Annotated in this window: 10 protein-coding genes and 1 pseudogene; 4 read left to right on the top strand and 7 right to left on the bottom strand. The window is 59.1% G+C overall.

Features of this window, described 5'->3' with window-relative positions:
- The first annotated feature begins 266 nt into the window (after positions 1-266).
- The 4 genes from FJ978_RS07215 to FJ978_RS07200 all read left to right on the top strand — a co-directional run bounded on the left by FJ978_RS07215 (position 267) and on the right by FJ978_RS07200 (position 7,676).
- Positions 267-2,294: a hypothetical protein gene (locus FJ978_RS07215; RefSeq protein WP_140571305.1), complete on the top strand. Its 2,028-nt coding sequence runs from the start codon at positions 267-269 to the stop codon at positions 2,292-2,294.
- Between the two features lie 62 nt (positions 2,295-2,356).
- Positions 2,357-3,265 (top strand): OmpA family protein, encoded by a 909-nt coding sequence (locus FJ978_RS07210; RefSeq protein ID WP_181180377.1) that lies wholly within the window; start codon positions 2,357-2,359, stop codon positions 3,263-3,265.
- The gene (locus FJ978_RS07205; RefSeq protein ID WP_140571301.1) at positions 3,262-4,590 is read left to right on the top strand and encodes an EH signature domain-containing protein; all 1,329 of its coding nucleotides are present in this window, start codon (positions 3,262-3,264) and stop codon (positions 4,588-4,590) included. The genes FJ978_RS07210 and FJ978_RS07205 overlap by 4 nt, the downstream gene beginning before the upstream one ends.
- Positions 4,587-7,676, top strand: coding sequence for a DEAD/DEAH box helicase (locus tag FJ978_RS07200; RefSeq protein WP_140571299.1), 3,090 nt, complete (start codon positions 4,587-4,589; stop codon positions 7,674-7,676). The genes FJ978_RS07205 and FJ978_RS07200 overlap by 4 nt, the downstream gene beginning before the upstream one ends.
- Before the next feature lie 87 nt (positions 7,677-7,763).
- Here FJ978_RS07200 and FJ978_RS07195 read toward each other — a convergent pair whose 3' ends face one another.
- The 7 genes and pseudogenes from FJ978_RS07195 to FJ978_RS32715 form a co-directional block, all read right to left on the bottom strand.
- A complete protein-coding gene (locus tag FJ978_RS07195; protein WP_246678084.1) occupies positions 7,764-8,381 on the bottom strand; it encodes a hypothetical protein in 618 nt (205 codons plus the stop codon).
- Positions 8,382-8,586: 205 nt separating this feature from the next.
- A complete protein-coding gene (locus tag FJ978_RS07185; protein WP_140571861.1) occupies positions 8,587-10,065 on the bottom strand; it encodes an IS66 family transposase in 1,479 nt (492 codons plus the stop codon).
- A 109-nt stretch (positions 10,066-10,174) separates the two neighbouring features.
- Positions 10,175-10,531 (bottom strand): IS66 family insertion sequence element accessory protein TnpB, encoded by a 357-nt coding sequence (gene tnpB, locus FJ978_RS07180; protein WP_140571295.1) that lies wholly within the window; start codon positions 10,529-10,531, stop codon positions 10,175-10,177.
- Complete coding sequence (locus FJ978_RS33380; RefSeq protein WP_140571292.1) at positions 10,528-10,974, bottom strand: transposase; 447 nt, start codon at positions 10,972-10,974, stop codon at positions 10,528-10,530. The genes tnpB and FJ978_RS33380 overlap by 4 nt, the downstream gene beginning before the upstream one ends.
- Positions 10,975-11,124: 150 nt before the next feature.
- Positions 11,125-13,548, bottom strand: a complete 2,424-nt coding sequence (locus FJ978_RS07170; protein ID WP_140571290.1) for an AAA family ATPase — start codon at positions 13,546-13,548, stop codon at positions 11,125-11,127.
- A complete protein-coding gene (locus FJ978_RS07165) occupies positions 13,545-14,114 on the bottom strand; it encodes a hypothetical protein (protein WP_140571288.1) in 570 nt (189 codons plus the stop codon). The genes FJ978_RS07170 and FJ978_RS07165 overlap by 4 nt, the downstream gene beginning before the upstream one ends.
- Positions 14,111-14,951 (bottom strand): annotated as a pseudogene (locus FJ978_RS32715) (hypothetical protein); the annotation flags it as partial. The gene FJ978_RS07165 and the pseudogene FJ978_RS32715, both read right to left, overlap by 4 nt.

Here is a 14,951-nt window from a genome sequence, read left to right as displayed (position 1 = left end):
TGTTCGCAACTCTCAAGTGAGCTGAAATTGCACCCATTTCATATCGCTAACAAGCGTCGCCGACAGCCGGCGTTACTTTGCATGCCTGAATCATATCCGACATTAGCACGACTGTTTAAATTGACTTCGACATCGCGGATTGCATGGGACCCTTCGCAGTGGATAAAGTCATGTAGCAGTAGAAACTCGACGGTGAATGTTGGAGCTTCGCTGGATGGGGCGGTAAATGCTGGAGGCTCCTCCAGCGGAGGGGTGAAGTAGCAGGGATGTTTAGTTTAGTTCTTGAGCTGGGAACCCTGGTAAAGGGCCTGGTTCTTTCCGCTGCGTCATTCCTGACGGGTGATGCGGCGCCAGGCATCGTTGTGATCGTGCTGCTGGTAGCGCTCGTGGTCATCTTTGCCCGTGCCTGGTTCACCTTTCATAAGCGGATCGGCTCGATCAAACGGTTGCGTCGCGAACTAGGCAGTGGCGACTCGCCACTGCTTCAAGGTCGCGAAAAAATCAGCGCATGGTTCAACAGCCAGAAGGGAGGCAAAGAACAGGAAGCTCTCCGTGAAGCGTGGAGCGAATTCGACGAGACGTTGTTCATCGATAATTCAAGCGGCGAACCGCTGCTTCGCAACTCGGTGCGTCCATCGGCGTTCTTCAACATCGAGGATTTGCATTTTGGCCAAGGCTTCTATCGAATCTGGCCGGGGCTCTTTGTCTCAATAGGCCTTGCTCTCACCTTTCTGGGGCTTATCGCGGCGCTGAATGCGCTATCTGGAGAGCGCATCGACGAGACGGCAATGGCCAACCTGCTGCGGATTGCATCGGCCAAGTTCATCATGTCTTTGACCGGACTGGTCTGTTCGATCGTGCTTACGATTGGGCTTCGCTTCTTGGTCGGCAGTCTTGATGAACAGTTGCATCGGCTTTGTAGGACGGTTGAAGGCCGGATTAATTTTGCCAGCTTGGAGCAGATTGCCGCCGATCAGCTTCGCGCCACGATCGAAAGTCGCGAACACCAACGACAACTCACTTTGCAGATGATTGCGGAGATCGGTGGGCCTTTAAAAACCGAGCTTCCTCAGGCTATTTCGTCCTCGATTACGACAGCCATGCAGCCCCTCTTGGACAAAGTCAGCCAACAGGGCACCGAGAGCATTTCGACTATGGCGACGGACCTATCGCAGCAGGTGACGCAAGGAGTCGCCGGTGCGCTTGGGCTGGCTAGTGAACACCTAGCACGCGCTGGCGATAAGATCAGCCAATTGGCCGAGCGCATGGACCAGTCCTCTGGCCGGATGGGAAGCGAGATGGAGACAGCTGTTGCGCGTGTCGCCCAGGCCGTGGACGAGTTGCGCGGAGCGATGTCGGCTTCTGCGGAATCCGCATCCGGCGTGTTCAGTCAAGGCGCCGAGCAACTGCTTGGTGTTATGAACCGGACACTGGAAAGTATTCGCGATAACACCGGTGAGGGTGCGCGCGCGATTTCGGCCGCAGCGGCAGACATGCGCGACGCTGCTGGAACCATGCGCAGTGAAATGGAGACCGCGGCGCGTAATGGTGCCGACGCGGCAAAGGCTCGCCTGGAGGTCGCGGGCGAAGATGCGGGCAAGGCAATTGGTGCAGCTGGACAGTCAATGCTGGAGGCATTCAGCAAGGCGGGTGCCGACATCACCGGAATGACCCAAGCCCTTTCCTCAAGGGCGGGCAATGATCTGATAGCTCCGATAGAAGCAATCGCACGCCAGCTCGACGGCATGGTGAGTTCGCTCACCGGCGGTGTTGACCAGATGCGAAGGCTTGCGGATGCCGTGCGCGACGGCGCGTCGGCCAGCGCTGAAGCCGCGGGCACCTTCCGTGGGGCATCTCAGGAACTCGTCGCAGCTGCGGCGCCGGTGCGAGCGACCTCTGAGCGCATCGAGGGCACGCTCCGCCAGTTTGCGGACGGCACCCGCGATGCCGTTGCAACGGTCAGGGAAAGCTCACGCGCAACCGCGGAGGCGGCCGCCCAGACATTGGAGGCAGCGCGCGCAACGATTGCCGCGGAGCGCCAAGGGGTCGAAAGTTCGCTTGCCGCGGTGACGACCATGCTTGAGCGGTTGCGCGGTCAAGGTGATCGCCTTGATACGATCGACGAGAAGCTTGGCCATGCGTTTGACCTCTACGCCAGCCAGACCGAACAGGCGATGCAGGCCGTTCGCAGCCATGTTCAGTCTATGGCGGGTCAGTTGAACACGGCGTTGTCGACACTTCAAACCATCCTTGATGGACTGCAAGAGTTCCAGCCCCAGCAGGGGCGTAGCTGATGCGAGCTGCCTCCATGCGTCGTCGGCGGCACGAGGAGGAAGAGGAGTCCGCGTTTGTGTCCATGACGGACATGACGGTAGGGTTTCTCTTCATCGTCATCCTGCTGCTCGCCTTTTTCGCGAGTCAATACAAACCGTCAGAAGTGGTGCCTCTTCCCAAATACGAGAAAGTCTTGGCCGAACGCGACGCATTGGCTGAAGAGCTCAAAGGCTTGGAGCAACGCGTCGCGCAAATTCTAAAGGAGCGTGACGCGGCCATCGCAGCCCGTGAACGGGCGGACAAAGAAATTGTCGAGCTGAAGTCCCGGATAGCTCAGCTCGAGGCTGAACTGGAAAGGTTAAGAAAGCCAAATCCTCTCGAAGCATATATCAACAACAGCATGGAGGCTCGGCGGCGCATCCTTCAGCAGTTGAGCGACCGTATCGCGCTCGATTTTCCGGGTATCCAGTTGATGCTGAGTGAAGAGTCGCTTCGCTTCCAGGGCGAAGGGCTTTTTAAGCGTGGGGAGTCTACGCTCCTCCCAGACAGGCTGCGCCTTGTGCAGGTTTTGGCAAATCGGCTGCACGAAATATTGCCTTGCTACACACTGGGTGGTGACGCCAGATTCGACGCGAATTGCAATTCGGGGTTCGCTCTTATCGAAGCCGTTCAGATCGAAGGCCACACAGACTCCGACGGCGACGACATGGCAAATCTCGTGCTATCCACCAATCGTGCTACGACCACGTTCCGTGCGATGACCACGCACCAAGAGAGCCTGCTGAATTTCCTCAACTTCCAGCGGCAACCGGTCTTATCTGTGGCTGGGTATGGTCGGATGCGTCCAATCGCTTCCAATGACACTGTCGAAGACAAAGCAACGAACCGGCGCATTGATCTGCGAATTATCATGTATGTCCCCCATGACACCGATGAGATCGACAAGGTCCGCGATGCGCTGCTCATCGGATCTCGAATGAGTAGCCCGTGACCAGCGAAGCACACCAACCGACCCTGTCCAGCCGACTTGGCGTTCTAGCACCGCTCGCGACTCCGTCCCCGCCGTCGTTTGAGTTGATCGAGCGGAACATCCGTCGGGTTCTGGACAGATATGACGCACCCGAAAAGCCTCCAGAGCGGGATGCTGAACGGCTCTTCGCCGAGATGCAGCGCAGAATAAGAGAAAACGATTGGCACAAGGTGCCAATGAGTTTCGTGACGCGCATAGCTTCTCTCGTCTACGCCGCAGGACACCGGTTTCGCGATGATCTGGCCGAAATTCGCCGCTTCCTGTGTGCGGAGATTCGCGCAACGACACGGCATGGTTTTCTTAACCCCATGGTGCGGATCTATATCGAGAGCTTCGAGACAGGCAGGGCCCATTCGGTGCACTTGGCTGAAGCGCTGCAACATTCTCGCTCCAGTATCGGAGCTCGCTGGCAGCCCCTCCTAGAGAACGTCCCTGAATTGCTCGACGCGCAGAGTGCGCCGTCTGCGCTTGCCGCCATGATGGAACGCATGCCGGACCCGTGGCATGGCCTTCGGGCCCTGGGACTGCATCAGCCACATGCGCCCGGTCTAATGGACGTGGCTCACCTCGAGTTTCTCAAGACCATCGGGCCGAAACTCACAACGTTCAATGAAATTGAGCGATTGCTGGGTTGGCTGAAGCCGGATGATCGTGCGCTGAGACAGGTTGGAGCGGGTGCGGCGATCGAAGTTCTGCTGAGCCATTGGCGGACACGGAACCCTTCGGCCGAGATTCAGAGCCTCCTGGTCGATCGATTGACACAGCTCTACAGTCATCCTCGGGTTAATCCACATCCTGCGTGGAGTGAAGTAGATCCAGCTTTGGTTCAGGTTTTCCTGCGCTGGCTGATGGGTGCGGATATCCGGTTCTTGTTCCGGGTTCTAACCGAGGTTGAACGCGGTCACATGTGGGCCGACCGGGAAAAGTTCTGGTGGACACTCCATGAGCAGGGACGCATCGATGAAGTCTGGATCGCTTTCAACGATGAAGGCCATCGCGCGGCTTTGTCGAAGTTGCCGACGGATATCCGTCAAAGCGGACGGCGCTTCGGCCGTCAGGTGGGCGATCGCGACAAGTCACTCCTCGTCATGCGAATCCGCAACAAAGTCGTCATTGAAGGAACGTTCAACTTTAGAGTGCATTTCTTCAGGGCAGATCAGCCACTCACCCCTGAGCTTTATAGACCGCGTTACGACGTGGCAGATATTCGCAACCTCTCGAACCTCGATGCCATCGCTCATCAGGGCGACTGGCAATCCCGGGTTCTGATGGCTTTGTCCCGATGACATTTGAACTCAGCTACGACGCTTCCAAAATCATGCTGCGCCTCCTGCCCGACCGCTCAGGCCTGCTGGGACGTTTTATGCCCGGCAGAAAGATTGATCTTGAAACCCTTTCAGGCGCCGAACGTCGGCTGGTCCTGGCTCTTGCAGATCTCAAATCCACGGCCGACCTACTCGACGAATCTATTCAGATTTCGTCGGATCGCATCACACTCGGACATCGATTGGCCGCAGCACTGGACAACTCCACCGCTGTTGAGATGGGCTTACCTGCCCTTACTGACCTGACCTTGCGCACTGATGCAGAGGGGGTGCTCGGGACCGAAGGTTTTCGACTTAAAGTCCAATGGCTGCGGTCGGGTCAACAACGAACTCCGAAGAGAACTGGAGCCATACTCGAAACGGACCGAGGCTTGCAGCGACTGCCCATATGGATGCTAGAGGCGATTCAGATTGCAGAAGGGCTTCGCAAATCCAAGGACGACGCGGAGCACTGGGAGGCCTTGGCACGCTTTCGCAAGACACTTGAGCCAGGTGTCGATATGTCCGCAGATAGTGCCATGGCGCGGCTTTCGATGACGGATTTCCTCTCCGGCTTGGAGGTCTCGCTCGCGGACGGATTCTCGATCAGCCCGACACACGATGGTGACGACTTCGAGGTGTTACCCTTTGCCAATGACAGGCTCGATCCTGAAATCGTCACGAGTGAGGCGATGGCCGAGCTCGGCGGCGCCGATCTCGTCCAATTTCAGCGACGATTGCGCGAGCGCGGTGCGCTCAATGCATTTCGACTCGCTCCGGGGAAGTTCCTGGTCGTTGACCGTAGCGCTAGCGCCGCGCTTAAAGTCATGACCGACATGCAGCGCGCGCCCCCGGAGGAGCGTCGGGCATTCGTGCGTAACCCTCGTGCACGAATAACGGAGGCGGTAGAGGCGCATCTTCGACGGCAGAGCGGTTTCCAGGAATTGTCTTCGGCAGCTCAAGAGGAAGCAGTCGAGGCTGCGGCTGGACCACTGTTAATTGAGACGGAGGAATATTCCCGGTTCTCAGATCGCGTGACCGGCATCGAAGTCTACGCTGGCAACCCGGTGACCGAATCCGCATCAAGTGGCACGACTTGGTTGCCTGAGGCCTTCGCGGAGGCGGTGCTCAAGCGCCTAGACAACCTCTCAACCTCCAAACTTGAGGACCTGCGTGATCGCGTCCGAATGGCTATTGAACGTAAGGAAGCAGCTCTGCCGTTCGGTGACATTGAGCTTCCTGCGAACAACCAGACGCTGCAGATTCTGGAGGGACGGCTCCAATCGCGGAAAGCTGCAGAGGCGGAACCGGATGACGTTGAGGTGGCCCGGAATGGCCCCGTAGTCCTGAAGACCGAGGTCAACTTCGAGGACGTTACTTGGCGTCCTACCCGAGGACCTCGACGGTCAAATCACAGCGACGGTGTTCCTCACGCGATCAAGACCAGGCTCAAAGACCACCAGGTCGAGAGCTTGGCCTGGCAGATTGAGTCTTGGAAGGCTGGAATGCCAGGGGTCCTCAATGCCGATGAACAAGGCTTGGGTAAAACGCTACAGACAATCGCATTCCTGACGTGGCTCAACGAGCACATGAAGCGTGACGGAACAGCGGGCCGCGGTCCAGTTTTGATTGTGGCTCCGACCTCATTGCTTGAGAACTGGGAACTGGAGGTCGCTCAACACGTGGAGTCGCCAGGGCTCGGTCATCTCATACGACTCTATGGATCCGCTACGGGGGCGAGGAAGCTTGCAGGGGCGAATGGGCGCGATATCGAGAACGGCGAATCTCAGTTGGACTTCTCTGATATCCGTGGTGCGCTCAGCGCTGGGGCGGGGCACCTTACCTGGATCCTCACCACCTACACGACGCTCACCAACTATCAGCATTCGCTTGGCAAGATTCCCTTCGCGGCCGCCGTCTTCGATGAGATCCAGAATATCAAGAACCCTGGCACCCTCGCAGCGAACGCAGCCAGGGCAATGAATGCCGATTTCCGTATAGGTCTCACAGGAACGCCGATCGAGAATTCGACAGTCGATCTTTGGGCCATTATGGATCAGCTCGCTCCAGGCGCTCTGGGGTCGCTACGAGAATTCCGCGATCGATATGGAACACCGGACGAAGACAACATGTCGGAACTCCATTCTCGCGTATTCAAGACGCAGAATGGTTTGCCACCACTAGCCTTTCGACGCTTGAAGGAGACTGTCGCTCGCGACCTCCCGACAAAGTCACGTTTCATGCATCCCAGAGGCATGCCACCGCTTCAGGCAGACCGCTATGAGGAGGCTCGCGTGAAGCTCGCAAGTGGTGGGCCCGGCGCTGCGTTGAAGATGCTACACCATATTCGCTCTGTTTCGGTGCATCCAGCAATTGACGCGCAAGAAGACGCGCAGGATTTTATTGATGCGTCAGGACGACTGGCAGCGACTTTTGACATATTGCGGCGCATCAGGTCGGCGCGTGAGCGAGCGCTGGTGTTCATTGAGAGCCGACAGATGCAGTTCCGCTTCATGGAACTGGTGCGTGCCGAATTCGGCTTAGCCCGAGTTGATCTCATCAATGGCGACACGCCCATTCAGAAGCGTCAGGCGATAGTGAACCGCTTTCAGGAGCACCTCACCAATGATGGCGGATTTGATCTGCTGGTTCTCGGTCCAAAAGCTGCGGGAACCGGTCTAACGCTAACGGCTGCCACCCATGTGATCCACTTGTCCAGGTGGTGGAATCCGGCCGTTGAGGAACAGTGCAACGATCGTGTTCATCGCCTCGGTCAAACTAGACCAATATCAGTCCACGTGCCTATGGCAGTCCATCCGGAATATCGCGAACACTCTTTCGACTTGCTGCTTCAAAGTCTCATGCAAAAGAAGCGCAAGCTTGCTAGCTCCGCGCTTTGGCCGATGGGGGATTCTGCGGACGACGCAGCACATCTCCAGCATATGTTGCAAGAGGAAGGCAAACCCACATCCGGTCACACAATCGACGGTGCCATGGCGGCGATGATGAGACGCGATGGTATTAGCTCGGGCGGACCGAACGCGGCGGGTGCCTGGGAGTTCAAATGATTGCCTGAACGCTAGCAAAAGGCGCCCGCGCGGCTTTTTACGAATTGGACTGAGCAGGTCAGCACCAGCAAAATTTTCTCTTAGACTTCAGTTCCTCGGCAACTTGTGAATCTCGAGCCTTACCGGTCCACCGCGATCGCAGCCGCTGCAAAACAACGCTTTCTCCACTGAACTGAAAAGCGCGCCTTTGCCGTATCGCCGGATAAGGCCGGCGGGCTTCACTTCAGCATAGTGAGAGCAGTTCTTGCACCAGGCACGCAGCGTGTGCCATTCGCGGAGGTCGCCGAGCGCGACGTCGAGGCCGGCGTGCACGCTGCCATCTACGATGGCCTGAGGGTCAATCTTGACGTCGCCAGGCGTTAGCATCTTCTCCATCACATGCCGTGCGTTGTAGTGGATCAGCAGCATTCCCGGCCGGCGCCGGATCGCGACATGCCATGCGGTTTGGCTGATAAAGAAATCCGGTGACCGGCATATCGTCTCGACGAGCTGGGTTTCTTCTCGATCCCAAACTTCGATCCGAAAATTGTCCTCTGCCGCTTTTCCATAGCTTCGCCTGCCAGCGCGGTGACGCCTTGCCATGGTCCCTTCTTGCCTAGACCGAGTCTGGAAATAAGGAACATATTCCTCGCCAGTCAAGATCATCTTGACTCTTGTGTTCTCTTTTTGTTCACTGTCGGCAGGTTGGCCACAGGAGAAGGTCATGGAGCTTCATTTGGACATCGAGGGCGCTAAGCCCGAAGAAATCGCGCGCTGGATCCACGCGGCCCAGGTTGATTCCTGAAGTTCGGGAGCTCATCAGGAAGCATGGCAACGATCGCGCGACGCTCCAGCGCGAAGCGATGTCGCTGGGCGGCTAGGTTAGCGCGAAGGATTGGAGGGGATTGAAGCTAGGTGGTAACCGCTGTTCTCAGGCCACGGCCTTGAGTGGCGCGGGGGCATAGGCCCAGGGCAGCAGGTCGTCGAGCTGGCTTTGCGGATGGCCTGCGACGATGCGGGTGATGACGTCGGCGAGGTAGGCGTACGGGTCGACGCCGTTGAGTTTCGCGGTTTCTACGAGCGAGGCGATGGTCGCCCAGTGCTCGCCACCGCCGTCGGAACCGGCGAAGAGCGCATTCTTCCGATTGAGGGCGATTGGCCTGATCGAGCGTTCGACGACGTTGGAGTCGATCTCGACGCGGCCGTCGTCGAGGAAGCGACCAAGTCCGGCCCAGCGCGAGAGCGGGTAGCGGATTGCTTCAGCGAGCTTGCTCTTCTGGCTGACCAGGGCGAGCTTCTCGCGCAGCCATGGCTGGAGGGTATCGATGACGGGGCGGCTTCTCTCCTGGCGCGCGGTGCGCCGCTCTTCAGGCGAGCGTCCCCGTATCTCGTTCTCGATCTTGTAGAGCTCGGCGATGCGCTGGAGCGCCTCCGTGGCGATCGGCGCGGGCCCGGACTGGGCCAGTTCGTAGAAGCGTCGACGGACATGCGCCCAGCAGAACGCCAGGCTCACGGCATTGCGCTCGGCCAACGCCCGGTATCCGGCGTAGCCGTCGACTTGCAGGATTCCGACGAAGCCCTGAAGGTGCCGCAGTGGCTGTTCGGCCTTGCGGTCGGGTGCATAGAGATAGGCGACGCCAGGTGGAGCGATCCCGCCCCAGGGGCGATCGTCGCGAGCATAAGCGAACAGCTGGCCCGTCTTGGTGCGGCCGCGCCCGGGATCGAGCACCGGCGCCGTGGTCTCGTCGGCGAAGAGCTTCCCGGACGCCTTCAGCCGCTCGAACAACCGCTCGTGGATGGGGCGGAGCAGGAAAGCCGCCTTGCCGACCCAATCGGCAAGCGTCGAGCGATCCAGGTTCACGCCTTGGCGGGCGTAGATTTGCGCCTGGCGATACAGGGGAAGATGGTCGGCGTACTTGGAGACCAGCACATGGGCGACGGTCGCCTCAGTCGGGATGCCGCCCTCGACAAGCCGTGGCGGAGCCGGTGCCTGCACCACGACCTCCTCGCAGCTCCGGCAGGCGTATTTCGGTCGGCGCGTGACGATGACGCGGAATTGGGCCGGCACGATGTCGAGGCGCTCGGAGCGATCCTCGCCCATGACATGCAGCATTCCCTTGCAGCACGGGCAGATCTTGTCGGGAATGTCGATGATCTGCTCGATACGCGGCAGATGCGCGGGCAGTGATCCACGGTTGGCGCGGCGCTTCCTGGCGCGAGCCTCGCGCTTGGCAGTATCGGCGGTGTCCTCCGCGGCGAAGCCTTCAGCCTCGATCTGCTCGGCCTCTTCCAGGCCCAGCAGCAGCTGGTCGACCGGCAGGCTCTCTGCTCTGCGGCCGAAGCGGTGGCGCTGCAGTTCCTTGATGATCTGGCGCAGCCGCTCGTTCTCGGCGCGCTCCGCCGCGAGCATCGCCTGAAGCGCGATCGGATCGTTGGTCTGAGGCTCGGCCGGGTTGCTCACAAGGCCGATTCAATCATGCATTCCAATGCTTTGCCAGCGCCTCTAGCCTCCCATGGAATCAACTTGCCGCGACCGGCGCGCGCGTCTCGCGGGTGTCATGCACGCGCCGCCAATCCAACCCTTCCAGGAGCGCCTGCAATTGCGCCGCCGACAACCTCACCACGCCATCGGTGATGGCAGGCCAGCAGAACTTCCCGTCCTCCAGACGCTTCGCCAGCAGGCACACGCCGGTGCCGTCGAAGTACACCAGCTTGACCCGGTCGGCGCGCTTGGCCCTGAAGACGTAGACCGCGCCAGAGAACGGATCGGCGCCCATCGTCTCGCGCACCAGCGCCGCCAGGCCCTCGGCCCCCTTGCGGAAGTCCACCGGCTTCGTCGCGACCATCACCTTGACCACACCCGTCGGCCCGATCACGACGGCGCCTTCAGCGCACGGATCACCGCCGCCACCGTCCTGGCGTCGGCGCCACGACCGACCCGCATGGCGACGCCGTCAATCTCCAGCTCTATCACGCCGGTTTCTCGCGCGGCCTTCCGCTTCCGTGTCGATCTCGCGCGCTTCCCCGCCGGTTCGGGCTCCTGTGCCGCGACCACCGCTGGAACAAACAACGGCTCCGGTGCCGGCGCATTCGCCAACGGCACCCGCGCGGACCGGCGCCAGGCGAACAGCTGCTGCGGGGACAATGCATGTCGCCGAGCCACCGCGCTCACGGTCTCGCCAGCATCGTAGCTTTCCGCCACGATCCGCGCCTTCTCCTCCGGCAACCATTCGCGCCGCCGTCCAGAACCCGTGAATATCTCAAGCCGTCGAACCGGCTCCTCGTCCCTGGACTTAAGCGTAAGCTCTGAAATCGTCATGTGTCGAAGCCCTCAAAGGCTCCGAGCATCGTCGCTCACGACAACGCGCGAAAGGTGCCAACGGGACAGCGCTTACGCTAGGTGCTGCTGTTGGTCACAGAATCGGATGCCGGTCGTTCGAGGTTAGGCGTTGGAGACGTTTGCAAAAGCCTATGCAGCGAAGGCCCTGTCCGGTTCGAAGACCATAGGCGTCCATTGCGCGGTCGTCATGCCATCCGCGCTGCGGCCCAGCTCGACGGTGATGAGCCGATCGCCGTTGAACGTTGGGCTCAACTCCAAGGCTAGGTAGTCGAACAACTGGCGGTCGTGCACAGCCAAAACCACCTGTCGTCCCACAAGCTTCAGAGTCCTAAGAAGCGCTGCGAACTGCGAGATGTGAACATCGTCCATGCTCTGCACGGGGTCGTCGATGATTATCCAAGGCAGCAGGGGCTTAGCAGAGAGGTTCAGTGCTAAAAACAGCGTCAAGGCCGCAGTGTTCAGGTTACCAGCGCTAAGCATGGCACGTGGGTTCCCTCCCTTGCCACCAGATCGATAAATGGTCTCAAGGATGGCCTCAACCGACCCACCAGGGATAGCGGGCAGCGCGAAAGCGGGCACGAACGCCTCTTCTGGCGCAAGTCGAATGAAGAGGTCTTGCCAAACGCTGTTCAGTTCTTCGTTGAAGACCTGTTTGACCTGGGTGGTGCGAAGCGCTTGTGCGCGGGTGGCCAACTCCTTGCCGACGGCGATACGGCGCTCAGCCTCATCGCGGCGTGTCTTGGTCAACGCCAGTTCTTCAGTCGCCGCCTTAAGCGTGGCAGCAGTAGCCGTCTCTGCGGCGCGGGCAAGTGATAGTTCGCTTAAGGTTGTTTCGATATCGCTGAGACGCTGGGTTATTTGCTGCGCCGACGCTTCCTCACTTTCTACGAAGGCCGTCAAATCGGTGAGAACAAATTCTATCGGGACGTCCTCCAATGCGATGGGGCGGCCTAAAGCGACGGCATGCTGTGCGAGTTCGGCCCTTAGCCCCTCTACGCCGGCTTGTCGCGTATTGAGAACGGAAAGCTGGAGTGCTGCGGCCAATGACCGTGTCTGCAGGCGAGTGCCCTCCGTCGCCGAGTCGAGTTGAGCCGAGAGACTGTTCTTCCATTCACTTAGCTGTGCCAGGTCTAGCTTGCTGGCGCTCCGTTGTTCTGGAGACAATAGCCTCGCAGTCAAGTCGCTCTCGCGGCGCTGAGCGTTGCTCATTGCTCCAACTGTTGTAGAGCGATCTTTGATCAAGCTCTGCACTCGGCCAGCCGCTGATATCAGCCTTTGCACCTCTTGGGATACATGCGCTGCCAAAGGTGTGTCTGATACTTCGCTAAAATCTCGACCGCAGACCGGACACGTCTCATCTCGGATATGGGATGAGATTGCGGTGAGTGCTTGCGCTAGTTCTTGATTCGCGCCTCTGTCACGCCCTAGTTCCTCCTCGATGTTCGCCAATCGTGCTTTGCCTTGCCGCAGTGACTCTTGGACAGCGCCGAGCTCTTTCTCAGCACTTTGATCACTCTCCAACAACACTCGTATTCTCTCGAACTCGGTCGTGACGAGGCTCGTGGCGGCCTCGTGCGTAGCCAGCGGGTTTGCATCTGATACAGATAGCTGAACGAAGCGGGCACGGATCAAATCGAACAAATTTCGCAGTTGCGCTCCAGGCCCACGGGCCCAAGTTTCCAATGCTTGCCGAGCAGCCGACGCCGCTGCCTCGACGATCTGCCGTTGGCTCACTCCATCCCCGGCGGCATCGGCCAATTGACGACCTGCGGCATTCAGATCTCGGCGTATACGCGCTAATTCAGCGAGCCGATCATCCGCCTGTTCCTGCAATCCCTTCAAGTGAGGAGATACAGAGGCCGCATGTAGCGGTGTGCCCTGCGGAGCAAAACCATCAAGTAAGGCTGTCAAAGCGCCTTCGGCAGCTGCTCGCACCTCAGTTGCGCTCTTCCTGGCGTTCTCGGCATTGGTCTTCCGCGAGGCAGACGAGGAGTCGGAACGGGCCATCCAATAGCGGGGCGCCGGTTCTCGAAACCTTCGCACGTCACCACTCGCATGGAGGCCGTCGATCAACGCATCCAGTGCTTCCAGCCCTAATAGCTCCTTGACGAACCGGGTGAGTGGGGAGTCGGTTCGCCGACTGTCCTGATGCTCATAAAGCTCAAGCAAACGTCCAAGCGCAGCTTGCGGAAGGTAACACCGCTCGGTGAAAAACCTGGACAGGTCTTCTTTTAGCAGCGCGGTGCCCCATATCCGCGAACCGTCAGCTTCCACTTCAGCAGATTTTGAGGCAAGGCCCGTCGCATCGAGTTGAATACGGCATCTTCCTGTCTTGCTCAGCTTATGCGGCAGATACTGGATATAGGTGGGATCGAAGCGGCCCAGAGACGCGACAGATCCGGTCAGAGCGAATTCTATAGCCGACAGAAGGCTCGTTTTGCCGGTCCCGTTGGGCCCGTGTATGAGGACAACAGGAGCATCTAGAGAAATCCGTTGCACTCCACGGATGCTTCGAAAATCTTCGATAAGCAACGAGGTGAGACGGGCACTCATGCCTGGCTCCCATTAGACTCATGGTCTTCCTCGAACGGCTCCTCGACCATCCCTATATATCGATCAGCCACGGCCTGGGCTCCGCTGGTGGCGAGATCAATCAACTCTACAGCCTCCGTGCTTGCGGAGGTGCGGAGTTCCTCGAGACAATCGATACCACGCGCCTCCACAGGTTTGGGGAGCTTCAGCGGCAGGAGCACCGCGAGCCAATTGTTGAGACTCGCGTCGTCTGCAGTCTCACCAACGGGAAGGACGCGGGCATAGCGGCAAAGCTGCGCTAAGGCGCTCGACTCTAGTCTGGGGCCCACTAGCACCAGCGTGAGCGGTCTGCGAGACCGGACAACATCGAGCGCGCGCCCGATCCCTTCGATAATCGTCTGCAGGTCTCTCGCCGTCTGCATGGCGGAATCTCCTACGATTACCAAGTCAGGCGACGGTGATTGGCCTACAAATGCGGCAGGGGCTTCAAACTTCAAGCCACCTATCTGTAGCGGGGATTTTATGCGTAGGAACTTCGCTTCCTCCAGCATGCGCGCTACGCGCTCGACGGGTGTGGTTTCGGTCATAGCGCTGCCTCTGCCTTGAACCGCTGCAGGAGAGTGTCAAGACTCACTGCGCCGTTCGAAATCAAGGATACACTCAATTCACGGAGTTGAACCTTACCCGTTCGCCCTGGCGCGCGTGTCGGATTTCGGGCAGCTCGTTCTGGTGGCGCGAAGCTGTGCACCACGACGGCGTCGTCGTTGTCGTTCAAATGACCTTCTGCAAACATCTGCGCCGTTGCATGAGCGCTGCTCGCGAAGAAAATTTGGCAACTACCCGCGATGCCTTTCAGATTGATAGCGCCGGATTTTGGATCGGGTGGTTCAGAGACGGCACAGCTCCAATGGCCTTGCCGTTCGCCATGGCCGATAATCGCGAGGCCTAACGCAAGCTCGACCAGTCCCGAAGAGCCGAGGTGCGGAGCCGCGAGAGTCCGAGCTACGCCGACATCTGTTAGTGGAACGTAGATTCCTTCAATTGCCACACGATCGCGACCGCGATTAAACAGGCGAATACTCCGCCCGAGCTGCGAGAGTGCCGCCTGCATGAACTCCTCGTGATTGCCGACGGTGGCCGCACCGGCAACCAAGTCCCGCAATCGCTGCAACCCTAGACGTAAGTCGTCACGATCGCCCGCGGGCAGGTTGGCTGCCCCGATGTCAATCATAGCGAGCAGTTTCGCACACATCACGTGTAGCCAAAGAGCTGGCAAAAGGGTGCCGGCGTAGGACCGAACCAAGGATGCGCTGTGAATCGCCGCCGAGTTTGTCGGATAATCGTTTCCGTAAAAGTTCTGCAGCAATGTTCGTTGACGAACACCTATTTGATCTTCCGATACCATCACTGCGGGTGGGTGGGTT

The sequence above is a fragment of the Mesorhizobium sp. B1-1-7 genome, from assembly GCF_006442705.1.
Classification (GTDB): domain Bacteria; phylum Pseudomonadota; class Alphaproteobacteria; order Rhizobiales; family Rhizobiaceae; genus Mesorhizobium; species Mesorhizobium opportunistum.
Note: the sequence above shows the minus strand (reverse complement) of the source record. Positions and strands in the feature narration are given on the sequence as shown.

Coding starts and splice junctions, on each gene's coding strand:
- FJ978_RS07185 (WP_140571861.1), bottom strand. CDS start 10,065: ATGCTCGCGGCGGAGCGCGCCGAGAACGAGCGGCTGCGCCAGATCATC.
- FJ978_RS07215 (WP_140571305.1), top strand. CDS start 267: ATGTTTAGTTTAGTTCTTGAGCTGGGAACCCTGGTAAAGGGCCTGGTT.
- FJ978_RS07195 (WP_246678084.1), bottom strand. CDS start 8,381: ATGACCTTCTCCTGTGGCCAACCTGCCGACAGTGAACAAAAAGAGAAC.
- FJ978_RS07210 (WP_181180377.1), top strand. CDS start 2,357: ATGACGGACATGACGGTAGGGTTTCTCTTCATCGTCATCCTGCTGCTC.
- FJ978_RS33380 (WP_140571292.1), bottom strand. CDS start 10,974: ATGACGATTTCAGAGCTTACGCTTAAGTCCAGGGACGAGGAGCCGGTT.
- FJ978_RS07165 (WP_140571288.1), bottom strand. CDS start 14,114: ATGACCGAAACCACACCCGTCGAGCGCGTAGCGCGCATGCTGGAGGAA.
- FJ978_RS07200 (WP_140571299.1), top strand. CDS start 4,587: ATGACATTTGAACTCAGCTACGACGCTTCCAAAATCATGCTGCGCCTC.
- FJ978_RS07170 (WP_140571290.1), bottom strand. CDS start 13,548: ATGAGTGCCCGTCTCACCTCGTTGCTTATCGAAGATTTTCGAAGCATC.